At 67.2% G+C, this 24,306-nt stretch carries 20 protein-coding genes and 1 CRISPR repeat array; of the genes, 4 read left to right on the top strand and 16 right to left on the bottom strand.

Annotation, left to right across the window (positions count from 1 at the left end; all coding sequences use genetic code 11):
- Window positions 1-188: 188 nt before the first annotated feature.
- A CRISPR array of direct repeats spans window positions 189-893; the repeat unit is 32 nt; unit sequence GTTTCAATCCGCGCCCCTGCGCGAGGGGCGAG.
- A 183-nt stretch (window positions 894-1,076) separates the two neighbouring features.
- The 10 genes from cas2 to AAF604_14370 form a co-directional block, all read right to left on the bottom strand.
- Window positions 1,077-1,367, bottom strand: coding sequence for a CRISPR-associated endonuclease Cas2 (gene cas2, locus AAF604_14325; GenBank protein ID MEM7050840.1), 291 nt, complete (start codon window positions 1,365-1,367; stop codon window positions 1,077-1,079).
- Window positions 1,368-1,376: 9 nt separating this feature from the next.
- The gene (gene cas1c, locus AAF604_14330) at window positions 1,377-2,408 is read right to left on the bottom strand and encodes a type I-C CRISPR-associated endonuclease Cas1c (GenBank protein MEM7050841.1); all 1,032 of its coding nucleotides are present in this window, start codon (window positions 2,406-2,408) and stop codon (window positions 1,377-1,379) included.
- The gene (cas4, locus tag AAF604_14335; protein ID MEM7050842.1) at window positions 2,405-3,121 is read right to left on the bottom strand and encodes a CRISPR-associated protein Cas4; all 717 of its coding nucleotides are present in this window, start codon (window positions 3,119-3,121) and stop codon (window positions 2,405-2,407) included. The genes cas1c and cas4 overlap by 4 nt, the downstream gene beginning before the upstream one ends.
- A 15-nt stretch (window positions 3,122-3,136) precedes the next feature.
- On the bottom strand, window positions 3,137-4,051 hold the full coding sequence (gene cas7c, locus AAF604_14340) for a type I-C CRISPR-associated protein Cas7/Csd2 (protein MEM7050843.1): 915 nt from the start codon (window positions 4,049-4,051) through the stop codon (window positions 3,137-3,139).
- Between the two features lie 97 nt (window positions 4,052-4,148).
- A complete protein-coding gene (cas8c, locus tag AAF604_14345) occupies window positions 4,149-5,990 on the bottom strand; it encodes a type I-C CRISPR-associated protein Cas8c/Csd1 (GenBank protein MEM7050844.1) in 1,842 nt (613 codons plus the stop codon).
- A complete protein-coding gene (gene cas5c / locus AAF604_14350; protein MEM7050845.1) occupies window positions 5,987-6,667 on the bottom strand; it encodes a type I-C CRISPR-associated protein Cas5c in 681 nt (226 codons plus the stop codon). The genes cas8c and cas5c overlap by 4 nt, the downstream gene beginning before the upstream one ends.
- A 95-nt stretch (window positions 6,668-6,762) precedes the next feature.
- Window positions 6,763-9,024 carry a CRISPR-associated endonuclease Cas3'' gene (locus AAF604_14355; GenBank protein ID MEM7050846.1) on the bottom strand — a complete coding sequence of 754 codons (2,262 nt, stop codon included), beginning with the start codon at window positions 9,022-9,024 and terminating at the stop codon, window positions 6,763-6,765.
- A 136-nt stretch (window positions 9,025-9,160) separates the two neighbouring features.
- Entirely contained in the window at window positions 9,161-10,180 is a 1,020-nt protein-coding gene (gene moaA / locus AAF604_14360; protein MEM7050847.1) for a GTP 3',8-cyclase MoaA, read from the bottom strand.
- Window positions 10,177-12,747 (bottom strand): tetratricopeptide repeat protein, encoded by a 2,571-nt coding sequence (locus AAF604_14365; GenBank protein ID MEM7050848.1) that lies wholly within the window; start codon window positions 12,745-12,747, stop codon window positions 10,177-10,179. Before AAF604_14365 ends, moaA begins: the two co-directional genes overlap by 4 nt.
- Window positions 12,744-13,352 (bottom strand): ECF-type sigma factor, encoded by a 609-nt coding sequence (locus AAF604_14370; protein MEM7050849.1) that lies wholly within the window; start codon window positions 13,350-13,352, stop codon window positions 12,744-12,746. The genes AAF604_14365 and AAF604_14370 overlap by 4 nt, the downstream gene beginning before the upstream one ends.
- 195 nt (window positions 13,353-13,547) lie before the next feature.
- Here AAF604_14370 and AAF604_14375 point away from each other — a divergent pair, with 195 nt between their 5' ends.
- The 3 genes from AAF604_14375 to AAF604_14385 are packed head-to-tail and all read left to right on the top strand — an operon-like array spanning window position 13,548 to window position 16,700.
- Entirely contained in the window at window positions 13,548-14,891 is a 1,344-nt protein-coding gene (locus AAF604_14375) for a PDZ domain-containing protein (protein MEM7050850.1), read from the top strand.
- Between the two features lies 1 nt (window position 14,892).
- A complete protein-coding gene (locus AAF604_14380; protein MEM7050851.1) occupies window positions 14,893-15,882 on the top strand; it encodes an alpha/beta hydrolase in 990 nt (329 codons plus the stop codon).
- Window positions 15,879-16,700 (top strand): FxLYD domain-containing protein, encoded by an 822-nt coding sequence (locus tag AAF604_14385; protein ID MEM7050852.1) that lies wholly within the window; start codon window positions 15,879-15,881, stop codon window positions 16,698-16,700. Before AAF604_14380 ends, AAF604_14385 begins: the two co-directional genes overlap by 4 nt.
- Before the next feature lie 12 nt (window positions 16,701-16,712).
- Here AAF604_14385 and hemF read toward each other — a convergent pair whose 3' ends face one another.
- The 6 genes from hemF to AAF604_14415 all read right to left on the bottom strand — a co-directional run bounded on the left by hemF (window position 16,713) and on the right by AAF604_14415 (window position 23,033).
- Window positions 16,713-17,627: an oxygen-dependent coproporphyrinogen oxidase gene (gene hemF, locus AAF604_14390; GenBank protein ID MEM7050853.1), complete on the bottom strand. Its 915-nt coding sequence runs from the start codon at window positions 17,625-17,627 to the stop codon at window positions 16,713-16,715.
- Between the two features lie 32 nt (window positions 17,628-17,659).
- A complete protein-coding gene (locus AAF604_14395) occupies window positions 17,660-19,441 on the bottom strand; it encodes a DegV family protein (protein MEM7050854.1) in 1,782 nt (593 codons plus the stop codon).
- Entirely contained in the window at window positions 19,438-20,928 is a 1,491-nt protein-coding gene (locus tag AAF604_14400) for a DUF4388 domain-containing protein (protein MEM7050855.1), read from the bottom strand. Before AAF604_14400 ends, AAF604_14395 begins: the two co-directional genes overlap by 4 nt.
- A gap of 279 nt (window positions 20,929-21,207) precedes the next feature.
- Window positions 21,208-21,852, bottom strand: coding sequence for a histidine phosphatase family protein (locus tag AAF604_14405; protein ID MEM7050856.1), 645 nt, complete (start codon window positions 21,850-21,852; stop codon window positions 21,208-21,210).
- Window positions 21,849-22,460 carry a hypothetical protein gene (locus AAF604_14410; protein MEM7050857.1) on the bottom strand — a complete coding sequence of 204 codons (612 nt, stop codon included), beginning with the start codon at window positions 22,458-22,460 and terminating at the stop codon, window positions 21,849-21,851. The genes AAF604_14405 and AAF604_14410 overlap by 4 nt, the downstream gene beginning before the upstream one ends.
- A 21-nt stretch (window positions 22,461-22,481) precedes the next feature.
- The gene (locus tag AAF604_14415) at window positions 22,482-23,033 is read right to left on the bottom strand and encodes an HD domain-containing protein (GenBank protein ID MEM7050858.1); all 552 of its coding nucleotides are present in this window, start codon (window positions 23,031-23,033) and stop codon (window positions 22,482-22,484) included.
- A 45-nt stretch (window positions 23,034-23,078) separates the two neighbouring features.
- Here AAF604_14415 and AAF604_14420 point away from each other — a divergent pair, with 45 nt between their 5' ends.
- Window positions 23,079-24,296 carry a dicarboxylate/amino acid:cation symporter gene (locus tag AAF604_14420; protein MEM7050859.1) on the top strand — a complete coding sequence of 406 codons (1,218 nt, stop codon included), beginning with the start codon at window positions 23,079-23,081 and terminating at the stop codon, window positions 24,294-24,296.
- The last annotated feature ends 10 nt before the right edge of the window (window positions 24,297-24,306 follow it).

Here is a 24,306-nt window from a genome sequence, read left to right on the forward strand (position 1 = left end):
CCAGGTGTCGACCATGGTGCCAGCTCCCACGAAGGCGCCGATGTTGACGTAGCCTGGCATGACCACGACCCCGGGTTCGCAATGGGCACCAAAACGGATCGCTCCCGGGGGCACCAGTCGGACCCCTTGCTGCTCAAGGCCTTTCTTGAGCGGGATCTTGTCGAAGTACTCGACCGCCCCGATCTAAAGTTTCAATCCGCGCCCCTGCGCGAGGGGCGAGGGCCAGTGTTTACGTTGACTTCCTGAAAATCACAAGGTTTCAATCCGCGCCCCTGCGCGAGGGGCGAGGGCGATCACCTGCGCCTCGGCAGCCGGCGCAGGCAGTTTCAATCCGCGCCCCTGCGCGAGGGGCGAGGGCGGCGAAGGCGGATAACGCCGAGCAGCTTGCCGAGTTTCAATCCGCGCCCCTGCGCGAGGGGCGAGTCGTCCCACAGCCCGGTTGCCTCGCTAAGCTGCTCGTTTCAATCCGCGCCCCTGCGCGAGGGGCGAGCCGCCACCGGAGCCATCACCATGCTGCAGCTCCAGTTTCAATCCGCGCCCCTGCGCGAGGGGCGAGCCAGGCGGTGCTCGATGTGGCCGCCGCCTGGTGGCGGTTTCAATCGGCGCCCCTGCGCGAGGGGCGAGCTGGAGGTGCTTGAGGTGTGCCCGGAGCGTCTCCAGTTTCAATCCGCGCCCCTGCGCGAGGGGCGAGGGCCCCATCGCCGACAAGGCCTTCGGAGTCAGCGTGTTTCAATCCGCGCCCCTGCGCGAGGGGCGAGGGACGTCGACTCCAAGATGGGCCCACCGGCAAGCGGGTTTCAATCCGCGCCCCTGCGCGAGGGGCGAGGTCGCCTTCGCCTATAAGGCGTTCTGAGTCAGGGTGTTTCAATCCGCGCCCCTGCGCGAGGGGCGAGAGGGTCCTTATAAGTGGCTTCTTTTCAGTGGCTTGCAGGGGCGTTTCCGCGAACCCCTGGTTGCCGTGCCTGACACGAAGGAGCCCAACGATGTCAGTCTAGCGTAAGTCTTCGGTTTTCAATGAGCTGGAGTGACCGCGAACCTCCCGGGGATTCTGTGGGCACTTCCGGTTCGCGCAAGGGTCAGACGATGAGCGGGGCGTCCGGATCCCGGGTCGGTTTGGCGCCATGATGCTCGACTCGCCGGCGCCAGTTCGAACCGAGGAAGTAGAAGCGCAGGCTGTCTTCCTTTGTCTCGATTTCGCTGAGCAAGTGGTGTTTGAGTTGAGCCCATTGGGCGGGATCGACGACGCACTCGAAGACCGAGTTCTGAACCCGCTGGCCGTAGTCGAGGCAACGCTTGGCGACGCGACGGAGGCGGCGGCGCCCGGCACGGTCGACGGTTGAGACGTCGTAGCTCACCACCACGAGCACGGCTTCAGCTCACTTCCAGATAAAGGGTGGATAGGCATCAAGATCTCCCCGCAGGTGGCGGGCGAGCAGTCGAGCCTGGAGATGGGGGACGAGGCCTATGGTGGTTCTCTCACCGAGGAATGGATGGGTGACTGCGGTGTTCTTACGTTCCTGGTAAGCGACGAGAAAGGCCTTGCGGATATCTTCGTCCATGACGACGCGGCCGGTTTCTTCGCGGCGGAAACCGCGTTCGTTGATCTGACGCCGGTTGATGAGGCTCAGGACAAGTCGATCCGCAACGATGGGGCGAAGCTCTTCAACGAGATCTAGGGCGAGACCGAAACGACCCGGTCGGTCGCGATGGAGGAAGCCGACGGCTGGGTCGAGGCCGACACCTTCGAGGGCGGCGGCGACGTCGTGGGTGAGGAGAGTGTAGGCGAAGGAGAGCAGCGCGTTGATCGGATCAAGGGGCGGTCTGCGAGAGCGACTGGAGAATCGGAAAGTGTCTCCACGGCTCAGAACGAGATGGTCTAGAACCGAGAAGTAGAGCCGGGCGCCCTCTCCCTCGAGGCCTCGTATCTGGTCGAGGTCGTGGGTGTTACTGAGTCGCTTCAGGAGGCTGCCGAGAGTGCCGGCGACCTGCTCGATATCAGCATTTCCCGTGGTCTGGGGGCGCTCGCGGAGAGCGCGTCGAAGGACCGTTCGAGCGTTGACTAGTTTGCCACCGATGAAGGTTGCCGCGAGGGCGGCGCAATGCTCGGGCTCGTCGGCGCGCCGGTACTGCTCCCGACGCAGAAGTACGTTGCCGGATACAGGTCCTTCGACTCGAGCCAGGAAGCGGCCGTAGGTTGACAGGAGGGAGAGAGTGACGCCATGGCGGCCGCACAGGCCGGCTAGGGATGGGCTGAATCCGATGCGGCCGAAGAGCACGATCGCGCCGAGCTGCAGAATGGGGACGCGTAACGGAGGCTGTTCTTCGCGGCGCACGATGACCTGCTCACCTTCACGGCCTACGTAGGCGCCCTCGCTGGTTACGAAGAGGGTATTGAGGTGACGTTTCATGGTGCTTTCGAGGAGTTCTCGGTTCTGAAGGCCGATCGAGCGCTGCCGAAGATCTCGCGTTTCAAATAGTCGGTGGCGGAGCGGTCTGCTGATATCGCGTGAGGCATGCAAAGCTCGAATAGCGAGCAGCGGTCGCATTTCGGCTCACGAGCAGCGGTCGGCGTGAGTCCGAGGTCGATCAATTCGTGAAGCCGGGAAGCTGCGGCCTCGACCTCGATCCGCAAGGGGGAATCGAAATCGACGTGCAGGCGGCGGCGAGTCTTGCCGTAGGTCAGAGCACCGGCCGGAACAGGGATACCGAAGGTCTCTTCGAGGCACATGCCTTGAGCGCAGAGCTGAACGCGGTCGGCATTGTGCTTCTTCGGGCGTCCGCGCTTGGCTTCGACCGGGAAAGGTCGCCAAAGACCGGTGGCGCCTGGCAGTTGCACTCCGGCTGAGGGATTGTCCTCGACGGGTAGGAACTCGACCAGATCGGCGCGACCGACGAGCCCTAACCGAGCCGAGCGTAGCCCAATGCCGCGCGCCAGTCGTGTCCCGTCGCGCACTTCCGTGCGCCGTCCGGTTTCGTCGAGGGATTGATGCATCAGGGTGCCCTCGACGGTGAGTCGGTTATCCGCCCACAGGCCTTCGATATGGATCAGGGCCGCCTGGCGCTCACAGAAGGCCAGGTGTTGCAAGGCAGATAACGGCAGCAAGCTGTCTTCGTCATACACCGCCGAATTCTTGGGTCAGACCATCTCGTGAAGCGTGACGCCCGAAGGTAGTCCTTCGCGCACGACCTCGATCGAGTAGTCCTCGAACTGGCGCGCCGGTTTCGACTCGTCGATGCGTTGGGCCTTGATGCGGCGGAAAAGAGCCTGGGCCGGAGCATTACCGAGGTGACTTTCGTGCTCGAAGACGAACAGTTTGCAAGTGGACATCTCGCCACGAGTGGCGGAACGGTCGTGCTCGAACATCAACGTGAGGGCTTGCCAGAGAAGCTCCATGTCGGAGTCCGAGAAGCCCGTGTCGCGGGCCAAGCTCGGCGAGTAGAAGCCGTGAGCGACATAGAGGGCGTAAGGCACGATCTCTTTGCGTCCCATGGTGCCGGTGACCTGACCATGATTGGTGAGCTGTTTCTCAGCGTCCTTCTCGGTGGTGACCGCCTTGCGCACGATCGATTGCTCGAGGGAGGCGATCGGGTCGACGGAGCGCGAGAAGGTGAGCTGTACCGGGCCGCGCACCTGGCCGCAGTTGATGCCGGTGGACATCACGGCCCCGAAGGTGCGGACGTCGAAGTACGTTTGGCACATCCAGGCGCGGGTGCGGTCGACGTTGCTGGCGTTCTCCTTACCCTTGGCCTTGGGGTCGAGGCCGAGGGCTTCGTAGGCCTGCCGGTGGTAGCGCTCGAGAACGCCGCGATGTCGAACGTAGATGTCGTATCCGGATTCCGGTTCGCCGGTTTCAGGATGGGTCTTGGCGAGGGTGACGAAGTCACGGATCTTGCGCTTCAGTGCGACGTCCGAAACCAGGCCGTGTCCGGTTTCGGGGTCGGTACGCGGGGCATTGCCGGCATCCGGGTCACCGTTGGGGTTGCCATGGGCGACGTCGAACAGCAGGACAAAGTCGTGGCGATGGTCGATTTGATTGGGAGTGTGGCTCATCTCATCTCTCCTCGTCTCGCAGCTGGTCTGAGAATGCGAGACGGATCATGCGATTCAAGGGTCGCAGAAACTCGTGCCTTGGGCGCTCGTTGTTGGGTCAGGTAGCTTTGCTGGCGGACGCTTCGAGCGCTTCGCGCTCTGCCTTGGGGAGGCGCAGCCAGTGGCGCTGCTGGTGGTAACCGAGTACGAAAAGGCCCTGCTGCTCGAGGTCCAAGTGGGCGGGAAAGCCGTTTTGCTTGGGGTCGAAGCTGGCAACCAGAGTGTCGATTTGGCGGTCGAGCCAAACGGCGAGACCTCCTTTGTCGGCCTCGTCCCGCAGCTTACGAACGTGGTGGCGAGCGCCCTTCAGGAGGCGTGTAAAGACCGCCTGTGGGGTTGCTGAAGCAGCGCCAAAGTAGCGGTCCACGACGCTGGCGTTGACGTCGCCCAGAGCGGCGGCTTGCAGGTTTTCGAGGACGGCCATCAAGCGACCGAGGAGGTAGCCGGGTTGGTGGTTGTTGGGATCCATGGCGGGGGTAATCTCCTGGTCGAGGGAAGAATTCTTGGCACGGCGTTGGCGGTTGAGAACCGCCTTGATGATGGCGGCGCGGGCGTCGCGGCGGGTGAAGGCGACCCAGTCATCGTCACCGATCTCGGCGCGAGTTCGAATCAAGGCGCGCTGCAAGAGAGACAGGGGAAAGGGCGTGCCCTGGAGGGCAGCCACCGCGAGTTGCGCCGCGAGTGGTCCGGGAACTCCTTCTCTTCCCTTGGGAGCGAGGGCGCTCAGCAGACTGCGTATCCCGAGGGCCGGAGGAAGCTGTCCCTTCTTCGGCGGAGGCGTGACGCGCACCATCTTGAGGTCGGCGAAGTGACGAGCGACGTTCTTCTGTGCTTGGTTGACGGTCGTTTCGATCCAATCTCGAACGCTCGCTCGCCCTTGGGCGCCGGCGAGAATGAGACCGTAAAATTGGACTTCGTCGCCGAGAGGGGTTGGGGGTTTTCCGGACCAGATCGAGTGATAGACCTCGGCGACGCCTTCGGGATTGGCATCGAGCACATCGCCGAAGGCGTCGGCGAAGCCTTGGTCGCCGGCATCGGCCCAGTAGCAGAGCACCGTGTCGTCGGCGAGTCGGCGATTTCGTCGCGCCAGGGTGGAGCCTGGCTCCTTGGGGTCGGGATAGGCCGGATGCAGGAGGCGATTGAGGGCGACGCCGTAGGTTTCGGCTGCCTCTTGGGAAACCGGGGCATTGTCGTTGCCCTTCCAGCCGTAAGACTCAAAGGCCGAATTGTTGAAGGACACGAGCGCGACGCCGGAGGTCGAGCCGCCGGGGACGTTCTTGAGTGAGGTGTGCTTCTTGGCCGGTGCCGACAGGGTACCGGTGACCAGGCAGCGAATCTGCTCATCCGCTTGGTCCTTGGTACGCAGCTGCCGCCAGTGGGCCTCGATCGCCGGCCGCTGGGTGACCAGACGTTCGGCTTCCCCTTGATAGATGAAGGCGAACAGGTCATTGCCGGCGCAGTCCTCGGGGAGCGACACGGCTTGCGAGCCGTCGGCGAGGTTGTCGAGCAGCTGCAGAACCGCTCGGGCGGCCGCATCGCCGGTGCTCTCGGCACAGGCGGACACTTTGTCGCGAAACAGGCTCGCGCGTTCCGCAAGTTGAGCCGCGGCGCGTTTCCCTTCGGGGTCGATGCCGAATACGTACTCGGCCTTGTCGTAGAAGAAGAAGGCTCGGGCACCGCTGGTGCGGGTCGGTTCACGCGGAACCGGAAAGCTCTTGGCGATGGCCTTGCCGGCCCTTTTGCCGGGTGCGGCCGGTGGTGCGGTCTTCGTGCTCACGAGGTTGAGCAGGCGACCTTCGTCGTCGACGAAAATCAAGTATGTGATCGGCTTGGGCTGAAAATCGAGATCCTGGCTCAGGCCCTCGGTTTGGGCCATCTCGTAAAGAGCTTGCAAGATCATGCGCTGGCTCCAAGCATGGCGAGAGTCGACTCCGGATCGTCCGGTACTTCCAGCACGCCGGCCTCGAGCCGAGCGGCGAAGAAACGCGGCCGATTCACTTTGCCGAAGTCGATGTCCCACAGCATCAGGCCGAGGTCGCGGCTGTCGTCGATGGGCTCGGGGGCGCCTTCCGGCGACAGGATCTCGGCGGCGAATTCGCGGCAGCCGAGGTATGGTTGCTGGAAGGCCTGCCCTTGCCGGACCCGACGGCGGAACATGTCGAGGAATTTGCCCATGTTGTCGTCCGCTCCCGCTTTGGCGGTGAATGAAAAGCGTGCCTCGATGACGTAGTCGACGTCCCGTAGAGCGATGGTGTTGCGCTGGGCGCGGTCTTGGTCGGCGTATAGGTGGGGTGCCGTACCGCCCTGGGCGATCACTTTGGCTGCCGGCGCGACAGCGCGGCTGTTGACCTCGTTGCGGCGGAAAGCGATCGAGCGAATTGGGGCCAGGACGCGGATGCGCTCGATGTGCCAGCGAATCGCCGGTTTCCAGAGGACGGCTTCGATCAGGCCGCGGGCGGCCGACGGCGTCGGAACGACGTACGAGACTCGCTCGGCTTTGAGCTCAGGCCTTGTGAAGCAGGCGAACGGTCCGCGAGCGCGCAGGGCGACGATCGGGCTACGGCCATCTCGTGTCATGCAATTTCCTCCCGAATGAATGACTCCTATTGGGGTAGATGCGTTTTCTGGTGAAACGTGCAAGATCGAGGACAAGAATCTTGCTTCTCGTCGCATCAACCGACCAGCGATGATGGATCTGGCTGGGGATTGTTCTGCGGTTGAAGACCGAAGTCCCTGTGGTATTGGCTGCGGAAGAACGGCTCGCTGAGCACCGGCAGCGTGTCGTGGAGATTGCGCAGGGCGCCGGCGTTCTCGAGGCGCCGAAAGATCCTGGGGGGCACCTGGACCAGAAAGGGGGCCAGGGCTCGAAAAGCTTTGCGCGAGGGCAAGCCGTACTCAAAGGCGTTGAGCCGTTGGCGGGCGGTTTCGTCGAAGGGAATCGCCACCGCCTGCATGAATTCGGGAATCATCTGGAACTGCTGGTCGACGGTCTGGAAGTCGAGCTGGCCGCGGTGGAGGAGGATCTGCCGCGGGTCGAGATCCTCGACCATGTACAGATCACGGAAGAACTGCTCGCAGCTCGCCGGGTCGAAAGGGTCGAATCCTTCGCCGTGCTGCTGCAAGATTTTCTCGGTGATTTTGAGCCCCTTCCGGGGCGTCCCCGGAGGCGGCTGGGTCGGTGCTCGGAAGACGACGACGCGGCCAACGTCGCGGCGTCCTTCGCGGTTGGCTCGGCCAGCTGCTTGGATGATGCTGTCCAGCCCGCCGAGGGCGCGGTAGACGACGGGAAAGTCGATGTCGACGCCGGCTTCGATGAGCTGGGTCGAGACCAGACGGCAGGCCTCGCCGTTCTGGAGCGCCTTGCGCGCTTGGTCGAGGACGGTGAGGCGGTGGGCACCACACATGGCGGCGGAGAGGTGGTAAGTGCCGTCCTGTGGGAGGAGCGAGGCCAACTCGACGGCGTCCCTGCGAAGATGAGTCACCACCAGGACCTGGTCGAGCTCGGCAACCTCATCGGCGAGCGCTTCCCAGGTGATTGGAGGCGCCGCGGGGTCGGGCCACTCGATGCGGCAGCGCCGCAAACCGAGAGAGAGGCCGGTTGGATCGGGCACGATCTCGCGCACCCCTTCGAGGCCGTGGGGCAGCGCCGGGCGGTGGCGCAGAGCGGGCGGGGTGGCGGTTGACAGGACCACCGAGCAGCCGTAGTGGTCGACAAGCTCGCGCAGCCCCTCGAGGCAGGCGAGCAGGAGCTCCGGCGGGAGCGCCTGGATCTCGTCCAGGATGATCACGCTCTGGGCGATATTGTGGAGCTTGCGGCAACGGGACGGTCGGCTAGCGAAGAGAGATTCGAAGAATTGAACGTTGGTCGTCAGCACGACCGGGGCGTCCCAGTTCTCGCAGGCCAGGAGCCGGCGGCGCTCCGCCTTCTGGGCATCCTCATCATGCTCTTCGGCCGGCTCGACCGCCGAGTGGTGTTCGATGACCTGATCTTCGCCGAGGGCTTGGCGATAGGCACGGGCGTTTTGATCGAGGATGGTGGTGAAGGGAATGGCAACGATCACTCGTCGCAGGCCGTGCTTCGCGGCGTGCCGAAGAGCGAAGGACATTCCCGAGAGAGTCTTGCCGCCGCCGGTTGGCACGGTGAGGGAGAAGATTCCGAGTGGTTCCTTGGCGCGCTCGCGGCAGGCGGTGAGGATGGCGGCACGTTGCTGGTTGACGCGGGTTGCATCGGCCCTGGTGGTGAGCTCGTCGATAGCTTCGTCTAGTCGGCCACCTAGGGCGGGAATGGGCTCGTAGGCGCCGCGCTCCGGCTGGCCACGGCCCTCCGCCTGGACGTAAAAAGCCTCCGTGTCGAGAAAGTCGGCATCTACGAGCGCAGAGAAGACAAAGCGAATCCACATCTCGAAGGAGCGGAGGAGCGGCTTGGTGCCTTCAGCTCGTGGCTGCAGGGTGCCATCGAATAGGGCGGTGAAGCGCTCCGGCAGGGGCGGTAGGGGATGATCTTTGAGCCAGCGAGGAATCGTGCGCTCGGCTTCGCTCAGCAGCGACTGGCGGGTGCGCTCGCGCTCTGTCCACGCGGTTCGACCGTCTCCCGGATTCCTGAGGTTGGGAAGTCCGCCGTGATGGCCCGCGATCGACAGACTCAAAGCGAAGGCTTGGCGCTCTCCGCGCTTCGCCGCCAACATTGCTCCCACCGTCGAGTGGTCCGAAGACGGCGCCTCGCCGCGCAGGTACTGCTGGAAGGCCGGCCGGTACTTGCCGACGTCGTGCCACAAGCCGGCGAGGTAGGCCCAATCTTCGGCGCCGAAGGCCCTTCCGCGCTCGGCGGCGAGAGTGGCGACGCCCTTCAGGTGCTGCTCGAGATCCTGCCAGTCGTCGGTGGGGCGATCTGGCAGGGAGTGGGCGAAGAAAGTCTTCGGCGTTCGAGGTTCCATCGCCCTCCGGATGATTCGATAATTCTCAGATGCTAGAGGGTTCCGGTTTTATCACGAGATATCGAATTGCCGAAGATTCTGTCGCCTCGAACTTGTCCCGTCGACGTCGCCAAACTCGAGTCCCCTTCCGCCCTCCTCAGCCGCCGATGTAGGACATTTCGATGCGTTCCCGCGGAGCGGTGGCTTCGGAGCGTTGTTCGGAGTAGCGGTCGGTGCGGCGGGTCCAGAGGGCGCGCAGGAAGTTGGCGATGTGGTCGTCGCTGGAGCCGTCCCGCAGCAGGCGCCGGAGGTCGGTGCCTTTGGTGGCGAAGAGGCAGGTGAAGAGCTTGCCTTCGGCGGAGAGGCGGGCGCGGGTGCAGGCGCCGCAGAAGGGTTCGGTGACGGAGGTGATGACGCCGATCTCACCGCCGCCGTCGCGGTAGCGCCAGCGCCTCGCGACTTCACCGCGGTAGGAGGGTGAGACCGCTTCGAGGGGCAGCTCGGCGGAGATGCGCTCGACGATCTCGCGGCCCGGCACGACTTCGTCGAGGCGCCAGCCGTTGGTGTTGCCGACGTCCATGAATTCGATGAAGCGCAGGATGTGCCCGGAGCCGTGGAAGTGGCGCGCCAGCGGCAGGATGGCGTCGGCGTTGACGCTTTTCTGGATGACGGCGTTGATTTTGACCGGGGTGAGGCCGGCGTCGGCCGCGGCGTCGATGCCGGTGAGCACCCGGGCGACCGGGAAGCCGACGTCGTTGACCGCCTGGAACTGGGCTTCGTCGAGGGCGTCGAGGCTGACCGTGACGCGGTCGAGGCCGGCTTGCGCCAAGCTCGGCGCCCAGCGCTCGAGGAGCGCCCCGTTGGTGGTGAGGGTGATCTCGAGATCGTCGATGGTGGCGAGCTGGCGGATGAGCTGGTCGAGGTCGCGGCGCAGTAGGGGCTCGCCGCCGGTGAGGCGAACTTTGCGCACCCCGAGGCGATGGAAGATCCGCACCAATCGCACGATCTCCTCGTAGTCGAGGATCGCCGTGCGGGGCAGGAAGGGAAAGTCCTTGCCGAAAATCTCCTTCGGCATGCAGTAGCTGCAGCGGAAGTTGCAGCGGTCGGTCACCGAGATGCGCAGGTCTCGGGGAGCACGGCCGAAGCGGTCCCGGGGGCTCTCCACAGCGAAGGTCATGGGGAGATGCTAGCAGTCGTGGGAGTCGCGGCGCCGGCGGAGGGCAAGGTGGCGAGGCGGGCGCGCGCCTCGCGGACCCGCGGCGCTTCGGGGCCGAGTCGGTGCTCCAGGTTTTGAATCGCCGTCGACAGCCACTGTCGGGCTTGCTCGGTTTCGCCGAGCTCGGCGAGCACCCGGCCGAGATCGTGCTGCATCTCGGCGACGAAGGTCACCTCTTCGGGCAGGGCACCGGCGGCGAGGCGGAGCCCGGCTTCGAGTCGCTGCCGGGCGGTGGCGAAGTCGCCCCGCTTGGCGGCGACCACCGCCAGTTGGCGCAGCGGCAGGGCTTGGCTGTGGTGGTCCGGATGGGTGGTGCGCAGGCGTCGCAGGCTGCGGTCGAGAAGTTCCTCGGCGCGGTCGAGGTTGTCGAGGGCGAGCTCGATTTGACCCAGGCCGAGAAGGCAGGCGGCGGTGTCGCGATGCTGCGGCCCGCGGGCGACGGTGAGAATCGAGCAGCCTTGCTCGAGGGTTTCCCGGGAAGTCGTCAGGTCGCCTTCGGCATGCAGCCATCGTGAGTACTCGAGGAGCGTTTCGCCAAGCAAAGGGCTGTGCTCGCCGTAGGCCTCGCGGCGTAGCTTTAGAGCCTGTTGCAGGCTTTCGCCGGCTTCTCGTCGCGCGCCGCGATCTTCCTGGACGCGGGCGAGGAAGATGAGGGTCTGGGCGAGGGCGGGATGGTCGCCGCCGAGGGCTTGCTGCTGTGCGGCGAGGGCTTGCCGGTGGAATGGCTCGGCGGCCGGTGCTCCGTCTCGCAGGGAGGCGACCAGGCCGAGCCGATTGAGGGTGAGGGCCCGGAGCTCGGCTGCCTGCGAATCTCGAGCCAGTAGGTTCAGGGCCCGCTCCAGGGGCAGGGTGGCGGCCTCGAGGTTGCCGGCATAGAGGTGGGTGACACCCAGTCCGCTGAGGTTCCGGGCGCGCTCGCGCGGCGCCAGTCGTGGGTCGGCGAGAGCGTTGCGATAGAGCTCCTCGGCGCGCCGGTAGTCGCCGCGCTCGGCGAGTGCCGAGGCCAACCAACCGTCGGTCTGCGGCTCGCGGGGCGAAGCGGTTTCGCGGTAGAGGTCGCGGGCTTCGGTGAGCAGGTCCGCGGCCAGATCGGGCCGGCCGAGGCGCAGCTGCAGTCGACCGACGGTTGCGAGGAGGTCGGCTCGCTGCAGGGGGTGATCGCGTAGCCGTTGGCGGATCTGACGGGTGGCGAAGGCCAGGGTCTCGGGTCCTCCACCACCGGTGCGCGATGGGTCCGTGTTCTCGAGGATGTCGACCAAGAAGGAGACAGTCTCGTTGGCGCGGCGCGACTCGACCAGGGCACGGTCGCGCTGGCGCGCGATCTCCGTCGCCTGCATGGTGCTTTGACAGAGGGACGCGATAGCGGTGAGCAGAAGCAGGGCGGCGGCGGCGGTGCGCAGCCGGTGACGCCGGATGTAGAGGCCGACGCGGTAGGCCAGGCGGGCCGGGCGGGCTGACACCGGGCGTCCGGCGAGAAAGGCCCGCAGGTCGGCGGCGAGGTGCTCGGTCGTGGGGTAGCGCCGTTGGGGATCGGCTGCGATGGCGCGCGTCACGATGGCGTCGAGGTCGCGGCTCGATCGACGGGGACCCGCGGCGGTCGCTTCGGCGGCGAGTCTGCTCGGTGCCGGCGGCTCGGCGGCGAAGGCGCGGTCGAGGCCGGCCGGGTCGAAGGCGGTGATGCGGCGCGGCAGCTCGCCGGTGATCAGGCGATAGAGGAGAACGCCGAGGGAGTAGAGATCGCTCGCCGTCGAGACCGGCTCCCCCTGGAGCTGCTCGGGGCTGGCGTAGGAGGGCGTCAAGGGGCGCTGGCCCAGCTGGGTCGGTGGCTCGGTGGTGTCGGCGGTGAGAGCCTTGGCGATGCCGAAATCGAGCAGCTTGGGCTCACCCCGGTGGGTGACCAGTATGTTGGCCGGCTTGAGGTCGCGATGGACGACCAGGGCCCGATGGGCGAAGCCGACGGCATCGCAAACCTCGAGGAACAGGGCGAGCCGTTGCTCGAGGGAGAGCTGGTGGCGTTGGCTGTAGTCGTCGATCGGCAAGCCATCGACGAACTCCATGGCGAAGTAGGGCACCCCCTGCCAGGTTCCGCCGTCGTAAAGACGGGCGATGTGAGGGTGCTCGAGGCGGGCCAGGATCTGCCGTTCGCGACGCACCCGCCAGCGCAGCTCGTCGTCCCAGGCCGCGCGATAGGCGACCTTGATGGCCACTGGCTTGGCGAACTCGCCGTCGCTGCGTTCGGCGAGGTAGACGGCGCCCATTCCACCCTCCCCGAGCTTGCGGACCAGGCGGTACCGCCCCAGGGTCTTGCCTTCCCAGGTGGACTCCGCGGGCGAGGGCGGGCTCTCGATCGCTGGATCTTCGAGGAAGCCGTCCGACGACGCTTCGGCCGCCAGCAGGGCGCGCGCCTCGGCGAGCAGCTCGGGATCGTCCCTCAGGGCTCGGCGCAGGCTGGCTTCTCGCGCCTCTCCGGTGAGCTCGAGGGCTGCCTCCGCGGCTTGTCGCAGGCGCTGGAAGCGGGTGCGGTTCACGGCTCGGGAACTGCGCCGCCGAGGTCGCGAAAGAGGAATCCGCGGGCGAGTCGCCAGCGTCGCTGAACGGTGGCCGTCGAAAGTCCCAAGACGGTGGCGATTTCACGGCCGGACATACCGGCGAAGAAGCGGTACTCGACCACCTGGGCGAGCTCCGGATCGAGCCCCTGCAGCCGCTCGAGGGCGGCGTCGAGGGCGATCAGGTCGTCCGATCGACGGCCGGCGGGATCGGGAACTCGCTCGGCGAGCTCGTCGAGGGGCTCCGGTCTCAGCCCGTCGCCGCGCCGCTGAGCTCCGGCGCGCCGGGCATGCTCCACCAACAAGCGCCGCACGGTGCGGGCCGCAGCGGCGAAGAAGTGGGCCCGGTTCTCCCAGGATGCTCCCGGCGAGCCGACCAAGCGCAAGAAGGCCTGGTGGATCAGCTCGGTGGCTTGCAGGGTGTGGTGGGCGCGTTCGTGGGCCAAGGTGCCGGCCGCGATCTTGCGCAGTTCCGAGTAGATCATCGGCAGCAAGTGCTCGCCGGCCTCCCGGTCACCAGCGGACCAGGCTTGCAGCAGGCGGGTCACTTCGCCGCGGGGTTCGGGGCTCTGCTGAATCGCTTCCATGGCTGATCTCCTCTACGCAAGCGGACTGGGCACGGTTGGGCTGCGCGGGCAATTGATCAAGCTAGGCGCCTTTGTGCGCATGACTGGCAGTCCTCCTCTCCCGGATTTCGGTCGCGGTCTCTCGCGGCCGGGTCCGGGGGTGCTTCTCGACGATTGACCCGCGCCGGTGTTGGCCGGCGCGAGAAGGGAGACTCCTTGAAGACTAACCTCTCGCGACGGGAGATGGCTGTACCGGATCGCAGTGGCCTGGTCCGGTTCGATGGCGAAATCCACCGGCATCCCACCAGTCTCGCCGGCAGAGCTTGGACGATGAAGCGATGGGCGCGTGGACTCGTGCTCGTCGCCGTGATGGCCTGCGGCGGGCTTGCGCCGGAGCTGGTGGCACAGGACTTGAGCTCGGCGCGAGTGGAGTTCGCGGCCGCCGCGGAGAGCGTTGAGCTGCCGTTCGAGCTCTACCACGGGTTGCCGGTCGTCGACGTGCAGTTGGTGGGCCGGGAAGAGCCGCTGCGGTTGATCCTGGATTCGGGGGCGGCGGTGATGGTGCTCACCGATGGCGCGCTGGTCGACGAGCTCGGCTGGCCGGTGCTGGCCCAGGCCAACGTGCAGGGTCATGGCGACGGCCAGGCGCAGACGGCTCCGCTGGTCGGCGGGGTGGCGCTGCGCCTGGGGGAGGTCCTCGTCTCCGAGGCCTTTGCGGTCGTCGGCGTGCTCGGCGACGTCATTCCGGGGGTCGACGGTGTGCTCGGGCGGGCGGTTTTCACGGACCTGGTGGTCGACATCGATTGGGCCGGGCAGCGCCTCGTCCTGCACCCCGCCGAGAGCTTTGCTTACCCCGGTCACGGCACGATCCTGCCGATCACCGTCGATTCCGAACGGGGCGCCTATGCGGTGCCGGCCTGTGCTGTGGTCGACGGCGGAGCCGAGAGCTGCTTCGAGCTCGTTCTCGATACTGGGGCGCGGCAGGCGGTGGGTTTTCGTGAGAGCGCTCGTGGCCGGCCGGCGCGGCCGGCCACGGGGCTCGACGACATCATCGTCGGCTGGGGCAGCCAGGGACCGGCTCGGGGATTCGTCGGTCGCCTCGAAGAGTTGCGTTTCGAGGACATCGCCCTCGAGCGGGCGGTCGCCGGCTTCGTCGCGTCGGACACTTCGTCCTTCGCCGATGGCTGGTTGGGAGTGCCCGTTCTGCAGCGCTTCCGCACCATTTTCGATCTCCCGAATCGGCGATTGATCCTGGAACCCAACGAGCGCTTGCGGGAGCCCTTCGAGTTCGACACCACGGGCCTGCAGGTGGCGCCTCCGGGACCCGGCGCGCAGCACCTCGAGGTGGCGCACGTGATTCCAGGCTCGGCCGCGGCCAGGGCCGGTGTGGAGGTCGGCGACCGAATTGTGGCGATCGACGACCAGGCGGTTGCCGACCTCGACCTCGGTGCCTTGCGGGCGGGGCCGCTGGTGCCGCGCAGCGGGGTCGAGATCCGGTTGCGTTTGCTGCGTCGGGGCGAAGAGATCGAGCGCTCCTTGCAGACCGAGAGGTTGATCTGAGATGGCTCGGTGCTTGGGACTCCTGCTGTCGGCCTTGACCCTGCTGGCGGGGGCGGATCCGATCGACAACCTGGTTCACGACGAGGGTTACCAGACGGCTCCCCTCGGCAGTCTGGGCAAGGTTCTGGAGCTCGGTGAAGGCGAGCGTTCGATCATCTTGGTGTCGGGATTCGGCTTCGGTGCCGAATCCTTGCTGCCCCTGGCCGAGGAGCTGGCCGAGGACTGGCGGGTGCTCGCGGTGACGCCGGCCGGCTTCGGAGGTACGGCGGCACCGCCGATGCCGCCCGTCGGCACCAGCTACGGTGACCAGACCTGGACCGGCGGCTTGGTCACCGGCCTCCTCGACCTGATCGCCGAGCGACGGCTCCGCCGCCCGATCCTCGCCGGCCATCTCGGGCCGGCGTCGCAGGCCGTTCTGCGGCTGGCGCACCGGCATCCGGACCGGGTGGCGGGAGTGGTCTTTCTCGCCGGCGAGGTGGCGCGGCCGTTGGTGCCGGGGCAGGCCGTCGAACCTGCCGAGCGTCGCCGCGCCGTGGATGGGATGTGGGCGCCAAGCTGGTTTCGTACCGTCTCCCGTGAGACCTGGAACGACGGCATGTGGCCGGCGGAGGTCTACAGTCGGAGTGTGGTTCGCGGTCGCGAGCTCTGGCAGGAGATGGTGCGGGTGCCGATTGCGGTGATGGTGCGCTATCTCTGTGAGTTTCTGGCCGGCGACCTGACCGCCGAGCTGGCCGAGCTGCGGGTGCCCGCCCTGGCGGTGGTGCCGGGTTGGAGTGAGGGCTTTGCGGACCATCCCTCCCGGGGCAATGCCGATCTTTTCTTCGTCGATAGCTGGCGCTCGCCGCCGCTGGGGGTCGAGGTGGAGACGCTGCCCGGAAGCCACCTCTTCCTCGGCGACGATCAGCCGCGAGGACTGGTCGATCGGCTCGATCGCTTCTGGCGCTCGGTCACCCAGAGTGGCACCGGAGCAGAGTCTCGGGGGGAGCCGTGAGCGGTCTGCGCAAGGGGTGCTCGTGGGTGATCTTCGTCTCTTTGGTCGTCCTGTTCGGGCTCTACGGACTGGGCCGTCTGATCGAGACGGATCGAGGCGGCGGCGAAGCGGTCGAGCTGACGGCTGCCGAGCGAGCCGAACGGGAGGCCGAGAAGGAGGCTCTGGAACGGGCCAATCGCCAGGATCTGGCGGCGGCGCGGATGGCCATGGCGACGGGAGATCTGGCGGCGGCCCGGGAGGCCGTCGGCCAGGTGCGGCAGCGAGCTCCGGCCGACAGCGCGGCGATCGCCCTGGAAGCGGAGATCCGTCGAAGCAGCGCGCAGCGCCGTGAGGTCGATGCCGCCGATCGAGAGCGCGAGCTGCTGGCCGAAGTGGAGGAGGCGAGCTTGGATCGACGCGCCAAGATCTACCGTGAGCTGGCCGAGCTAAGACCCGAGAACCGCGACTATGGCGAGCAGGCGGAGGCCTTGCGGCGGCAGGCTCGGGTCGATCGACAACGGCAGGCGGAGCGCGGCCGGGCGGAGCTCGAAATCCTCGATTGGCGGTGGTCGAGTGCCCACGGCTATGCCACCGCGAGCGGGCGGGTGCGCAACCTGACGGAGAAGCCGCTCAAGAACGTCGAAGCGGTGGTCACCTGGACGACGTCGTCGGGGCAGACGGTCACGATTCGGTCGGCCATCGTGGAGTTCAACCCGATCATGCCGGGTCAGGTGTCGCCGTTTCGGGTGATGGCGCCCCACAATCCGCAGATGGGTGGTGCCAGCCTGAGCTTCAAGCGGATGTTCGGAGGCACCTTGCGGACTCGCAAGGCGGAGTGAAGTCGGCCGCGCTCAGCCCTCGGCCAGCCAGTCGCGGGGCTTGAGGTAGCGCTCCGTGAGAAGAGCCTCGGGGCTCCCCGGCTCGGCGACGAAGCCGTACTGCCAGCGCACCAGCGGCGGCAGCGACATCAGGATCGATTCGGTGCGGCCGTCGGATCGGATGCCGAAGAGGGTGCCGCGGTCCCAGAGTAGGTTGAACTCGACGTAGCGGCCGCGCCGGTAGAGCTGAAACTGGCGCTCGCGCTCGCCGAAGGAAGTGTTCCGGCGGCGTTCGACGATGGGCTCGTAGGCGGGCAGGAAGTGATCGCCGACGGAGCGCAGGAAGGCGAAGGAGCGCTCGAAGCCCCAGGCGTTGAGATCGTCGAAGAACAGGCCGCCGACGCCGCGGGTCTCGCCGCGATGGCGCAGAAAGAAGTACTCGTCGCAGCGCTCTTTGAAGCGTTCGTAGACGCCGTCGCCGAACGGTTCGCAGGCCTGGCGGGCGGTGCGATGCCAGGCGATGGCGTCGACATCGAAGCCGTAGTAGGGGGTGAGGTCGAAGCCGCCCCCGAACCACCAGACGGGCTCGGCGTCGGGCTTCTCGGCGATGAAAAAGCGCACGTTGGCGTGGGTGGTGGGGACGTAGGGGTTGTGCGGATGGAGGACCAGAGAGACGCCGAGGGCGCGAAAGCGCCGGCCGGCGAGGTCCGGACGCAGGCGAGTGGCGGCGGCCGGCATGTGGTCGCCCTGGATGTCCGAGAAGGCGACGCCGGCCTGCTCGAAGAGGGCTCCCTGGGCGAGCACCCGGGTGCGTCCGCCACCGCCCTCGGCCCGGCGCCAGTCGTCTTGATGAAAGCTCTGCTCGCCGTCGAGCTCCGCCAGGCGGTCGGTGATGCGGTCCTGCAATCCGCGCAGGTAGTCGGCGATGGCAGGGATGTCGAGGCTCATGGGGTGGGCTGGTCTTGTCGCGCGTTGGCCCGTTAGGTGTCCCGACTCAGCGGAGCGAGATCGGTCGCTTCGTCGGCGCTGGGCTGGAAGAGGGTGGCGCCGACGGTGCCGGGGCCGACGTGGGCGCCCACCACCGGTCCCATGTCGCCGATCACGAATTCCTGCACCTCGAGCTCGCGGTGGATCAGGGAGCGCAGGCGGTCGGCCCAGACCGGCGCCGAGGAATGAGCGATGCCGGCGATCACCGGCCGTGCCGGATCGATGCTCGCGCGCAGCAGCTCGAGGATCTTGGGGTGTGCTTGGCGGCCGCCACGCACCCGCGCCACCGGCACGATCTGGCCGTCTTCGAGGCCCAGAATGGGTTTGATGTTGAGCAGGCTGCCGAGCAGGGCCCGGGCCTTGCCGATGCGGCCGCCGCGGGCCAGGTAGTCGAGGGTGTCGACGACGAAGAAGGTGTGGAAACGGGGCGCCATGGCGCGCACTCGCCGGACGATCACGTCGCTCTCGAAGCCGCGCAGGGCGAGGCGGGCCGCGAACAGGGTGAGCAGGCCGAGGGGCATGCTGACGAGGCGGCTGTCGATCACCGCGGCGGAATCACCCGGACGGTCAGCGGAGCGGGCGTTGCGATAGGTCTCGGACAGGGCCGACGAAATGTGCAGCGAGAGGATCTGGCGCGACTCCGGTTGGGCCGCGAAGCGGCGCGCGAACTCTTGCCTTGGCGGCGGCTCGGTGGTGGGGTGCTCACGAGTCTTCGGCAGCAGCTCGTAGAAGGAGCCGGGTTGCAGATCGACGCGGTCCTTGAAGCTGCGGCCTCCCAGGTGAACGGTGAGGGGAACGATCTCGATGCCGTGTTCGGCCGCCAGGTCCGGCGGCAGGTCGCTGGTCGAGTCGGTCATCACGTGGAGGGCCGTCGGCGCCGTCTCGCGAAGCAGGAAACCGGCGTCCTCGAGGCTGATCATTTCGCGCAGGATGGTGCCGTCGGTCTCGGCGATGCCGTCGAAGGTTTCCTGCACCGTCGCCTGGCGGTGGGCGTAGGCCAGGATGTCGCGCTGCAGGCGATTGAAGGAGGTCTCGAAGAAGCCATCGCGCACCGAGAGGCTGAGCAGGTCTCCCGGCGGAGGGTAATCGCCGAGGCTGTCTTCGATGGCCAGGACCAGGGCGCTGCTCAGGTCGCCGGGCAGTGAGCTCTCGCCCGGCGGGGGGTCTTCGAGGGTGACCCGTAGCGGTCCTTCGGTGAGGCGGCCGAGGCGGCAGAAGGCCTTGAGGTCGTCGGAGTTGCCAGCCCGCGCCGAGTGCAGCTGGCCGCCGTCGAGGCGAATCGCGCCGCGGCCGACGAGCTCGAGGCGAGCGCTCAGGCGCATGCGGCTGAGCACCTGGACGAGCTCCAGCAGGGGCACGCGGGTGAGGTCGCCGATCAGGGCTTCGAAGCGAACGTCGCTTTCGATGCCGGCTTCGCGCGCCAAGAGCACCAGCCGGATCTTGCGGATCAGGTCCTCGCGCGCCAGGCCGTGGGCTGGCAGCAGCAGAGCATGATCCGGGAAGTCCTCCTCTTCGCTGGGATCACCGGATCCGAGGAGGACGAGGGTCTGGTCGTCGCCAGCCTCGGCAAAGGCCCAACCACCGGCGCTGCGCGCCAGGGAGGCCGGCATCACCACCACCGCGGGGCCGAGGTTGTGGGCGTAGAGCTGGCCTTCGGCGGCGTCGACCGCCGGCACCACCTCGTAGGAAGTGGCGAGGGCGTGGCTGAGGGTCCGCCGCCGCTCGGTGATCGGGTCCACCACCAGCAGGGCCGGCCGCTCGCCGCGTCGGCTCACGTCTCGGCCCTCAGCAAGCGCAGGACGGCGAGCAGGCTGCGCGGCGGATGCGGCGTCGACCGCCAGTGCCGAGCTCGCACGAGGAGCTTTCGGACCGCGGCCTGGGCTTCGTCGGTGGGTGCGATCACCACGCCCGTGGGTTGCTTGCCGCCGCTTCCGGAGAGGCGTCGCACGGCGCTGCGGACCGAGTCTTCAGCGTTCCCCTGGGCGAGCCAGATCATGATGCCGGCGCAGGCCGGCGCCACCACCTCGATCTGCGGTTTGGCGGCCGGTGAGAGGGCCTTGAAGTGGAACGACAGGGTTCCGCTTTCGTGCTCTAGTGTCGTGCTGCCGCTGCGCCGGCTGGCGAGCTGGCGGCCGAGGCGATGGAAGGCCTGGTTCTCGGGAGTGTCCGGCAGGTTGGTGAAGAGGCCGTCGAGCTGCTCGCCGACCTCCGGCTCGAAGAGCACCAGATAGGGCACCGTCTGGGCGTCGAAGCCGCGGTCGCGGGCGGTTGCCAGCAGGTCGGCGACGGCAACCTCCAGCAGCAGCGACGAGCTCAGCGCCTGGGTGGTCGGGAAGGCCTCTTCGCCGAGGCGGGAATTGGGCTCTTCGAGGCAACCCTCTTCGGCCAGCCAGGCGGTGGCGAGGCGAATCGCGAGGGGGGCGTAGGGCAGCGCCTTGAGGAAGTCGTAGATGCGGCTTTCGGGGGCTTGGCGGAGGTGTTCCAGGATGGCTTCGGTGGGCAGATCCTGGTGGCTCGCGAGCTCCTCGGGAACCTCGTCGCGGAGCCGTGACAGCGGGGCTCCGGTGACCGGCAGCCAATGCCGCCGGCGTTCCAGCTCATCCACCATCCAGCGGCTGCGCAGCAACACCTCCTGGCTGGCGAGGGGCGTCTTGCCGCTGGCGCCTTCACCGGCCACGAAGCGGAAGCGACCCTCGCTGGCGCTGGCGGCGGCGAGCAGCGCCTGCTCGTCCCGCAGGGCTCCCCAGGTGGCTTCCACGATCTGGCCCTCTTCGAGGGTCAAGCGTCCGCCGTCGGCGGTGCCCTGAATGCGCAGCACGCCGGTGCGTCGTCCGTAGCGCAGCGATTCGAGGATCTCCCACGGGGCATAGGTCGCCAGATTGCCTTCGAAAATGTCGTCGGGACTGCCGGCCAGCCGGTCGACGCGCAGGGTCAGCTCCTCGAGGTCGACCGGCTTGGTCATGAACTCGAGGGCCCCGGCCTTGAGGGCGGCGAGGCGGTGCTCGCGGTCTTCGCTGGCCGACAGGGCGATCAACGGCAGGCGACCGGCGAACTGGTCGAGGAGCTGCGCCACGGCTTCGGGGCGGGGCTCGTCGCCGCGGTCGATGCCCAGGATGATGGTGCCGACGCTGCCGGCCGGTGGCTTGGCGGTGAGTTGCTCGGCGGCCTCGCGGAGGTCGATCGAATGGCCGGCGGCGCGCAGACGATCTTCGATCGCCGTCGCCAGCACTCGATCCTTCTCGACGATCAGCACATGTGCCATGCCAGGGCCCCTTCTGCCTTCACCATCTCGAAATCTCTTCCGTCGTCCCCGCCTCGTCACGGCGCGGGCGCTCGTTCGAGGTCTCCAGCGGCTGTCTCAGGGTGTTCCGGTCCCGAGGTCCGCAGGTCCGTCTGCAGCGTTTTTTGCAGGGAGGCCTTGTCGCATCGAGACCTTGTGCTCTCGCGCCGAGCCCGCCGCTGCGAAGGGCGCGCTGGACTGTCCCTGGATTGGCCCGCGGAAGGCGAATACTAACGTAATTCCGCGAAAGTTGGTGCGCCCTCACGGCAGCAGGGCGGTACCGGGCCGCGCCGCCTGATCGAGATTCGGCGTGGCATTGACCAGGCGAACGGTGGGTGATTTTCCCCAGTCGATGATCTGAACCGAGGCCGGGTCGAGCATCATCCGGCGGGCGTTGGCGAGGGGCGTGCCGAGGGCGGCATAGAGCAGTGCCTTGATGGGGCCGATATGGGTCACGAGGGCGATGGACTCACCGCGATGACGCTGGACCAGGTTGTCCGCCAAAGCGGTCAGGCGGCGCTGCACGGCGGCCAGCGACTCACCGCCGGGCGGGGCGAGCTCCGGGTCCGCCAGCCAGCGGCCGAGCAGATCGCCGTCGTCGCGGGCCCGGATGTCGGCCATGTGGAGGCCTTCCCAGTCACCGAAGGCCATCTCTTTGAGCTTCGGCTCGGTCTGGACGACCAAACGGCAGGCCTGCCCGAGGGGGGCGGCGGTGCTCTGAGCCCGACGCGCCGGGCTGGCGTAGACGGCGCTCAGGCCGACGGCTTCGAGCATGCCGGCCAGGCCCGTCGCCTGGCTCTCTCCCTCTCGCGTCAGGGGATCGTCGCGGTCGCCGACGAAACGCATTTCGCGGTTGGCGGCGGTGATGCCGTGGCGAACCAGGTAAAGGCGGGTGCTGGGAGTCATGGCCAACGCTCCTCGACGGCCGTCGCCACCGCATCGCGCAGCTCACCGCGGGCATAGATGCGGTAGCGGTCGATGCGCGCCAGATGGCGCAGGAAGTGGCTGAACTGCTCGACCGGCTCGAGAGCACCGCTCTGGCGGCGCACCAGCATGCGGCTGGCGGCCATGCGGTGGGGATCCTTGGCCGAGTGAGAGATCAGCAGGTTGCCCGGCCCGAAGCGGGCCGAGAGCTCCGGGAGCAGGCCTTCGAAGCGCTGCCGTTCTTCGTTCCGCAGGTGCTCGCGGGTCTCGAAGGCGAGGGGGAAGTGTCCGCCGCGGCGGATCGCGGCGCGGGCGTGGGGATCCGATGACGTTCGCATGCGGGTGATGACGGTGACGTCGTCTTGCTCGAGGAAAGCCCGCGGCTCTGCCGGCCATCGCCAGCCCTCGGACTTCAGCCAATGGTTGAGGTGCAGCTCGAGGGCCTTGCTGACCACCGTGTAGTAGACCTGAGCGAACATGTAGTAGCGCGCCATGATCAGGGCTTCGAGGGCGTGGACGCCGCCCTCTTCGACCCCCAGGCCCCAGCGCTCTGTCTCCGGATCGCGCACCGGCACGATGGTGTCGAGCAGGCGCTCGAGGTCGAAGTTGCCTTAGCGCACGCCGCAAAAGAGACTGTCGCGCAGCAGGTAGTCCATCTTGTCGACGTCGAGCTCGCCGCTGATGATCTGTCCCAGCAGCGGGTCTCCGCGGCCGGCGAGGAGCTCGTCGACGTCGGCCGCCGTCAAGCCGTCGCCATGGCGCTCGAAGGGCACCTGGAGCTCGTCCAGGCGCAGCAGCCGGCGGGTCATCTCCTCGTGATCGATGCCTTCCTCGAAGAGCTCTTCGGCGGAATGGCTGAAGGGGGCGTGGCCGATGTCGTGGAGCAGGGCGGCGGCGCGCACCAGGCGGCGCTCCCGGCAGGTTCGGCTCTCGGGCAGCCGGCCGCCGCTCTTCGCGGCTAGCGAGTCGTAGGCCCGGCCGGCCAGCTCCATGGCGCCCAGGGCATGGCTGAACCGGCTGTGCTCGGCTCCCGGAAACACCAAATGGGTGAGTCCGAGCTGGCGGATCGAGCGCAGCCGCTGGAGGGGTGCGCTGTCGATCAGCGCCGCTTCGAGGGAGTCGGCACGGATGAAGCCATGGACTGGATCTCGCAGGGAGAGCATCGGGCGGTATGCTATCGCCCTGCCATCCATGACTGCGGAGGGAGCATGAACGATCGCCACAACACCATCATCCTGATCGGCATCGTCGCCGGCATCGTGCTGGCCTTTGTCGGAGTGCAGCTCTTCGGTGAGCGCATGACGATGTTCGACTGGATGGGAACGCTCTTCCTGCGCGCCCTCAAGATGATCATCGTTCCCCTGATCATGGCCTCGATGATCGTCGGCATCACCGGATTGGGGGACGTTCGCCGGCTCGGCCGAGTCGGCCTTCGAACGGTCGGTTACTACGCCGCCACCACCGGCATCGCGGTCTTCCTGGGCATCGTGATGGTGAACCTGATCAGGCCCGGCATCGGCGTGCCCTTCAACGTCGAGTCGATCCCGGAGCAGGTGGCGGCGAAGCGTGACCTCGGCTTCGCCGACATCATGCTGTCGTTCCTGTCGGACAACATCTTCGGGGCGATGGCCAACCTGCAGATCCTGCCGGTGATCGTCTTCTCGCTCGTTCTGGGGGGCGTTCTGACCACCATCGGCAAGCCCGGAGCGCCGGTGATCGCCTTTTTCCACGGCCTCAACGAGGCGATGATGAAGATCGTCTACCTGGTGATGTGGATGGCTCCCCTGGGCGTCTTCGGGCTGGTGGCCGGGCGTTTCGGCGAGGCCGGCGATCTCGGCACCCTGATCGGTGGCTTGGGCAAGTACATGCTGACAGTGATTCTCGGCTTGGCGGTGCACGCCCTGGTGGTGCTGCCGCTGATCCTGTGGCTGGTCGGCCGGCGGAATCCCTTGCCCTACCTCTACAACATGGCGGCGCCTTTGCTCACCGCTTTCTCCACCGCGTCGTCGTCGGCGACCTTGCCGCTGACCATCGAGGCGGTCGAAGACAACAACAAGGTGTCGCGTAAGGCGACCTACTTCGTGCTGCCCCTGGGCGCCACCATCAACATGGACGGCACCGCCCTTTACGAATCGGTGGCGGCGATCTTCATCGCCCAGGCGGTGGGTATCGATCTGACGGTGGGTCAGCAGGTGATGATCTTCCTCACTGCCACTCTCGCCGCCATCGGCGCGGCGGGCATTCCCCAGGCCGGCCTGGTGACCATGGTGATCGTGCTGCAGGCGGTGGGCCTGCCGCTCGAGGGAACGGCTCTGATCTTGGCCGTCGATTGGTTGCTCGACCGTTTCCGCACCACCGTCAATGTCTGGGGCGATGCCTGCGGTGCGGCGGTGATCGATCGCTACATCGAGCCCGACCCGGCCTAGAATGCCGGCC

This window comes from Acidobacteriota bacterium (assembly GCA_039028635.1).
In the GTDB taxonomy this organism is placed as follows: Bacteria; Acidobacteriota; Thermoanaerobaculia; order Multivoradales; family JBCCEF01; genus JBCCEF01.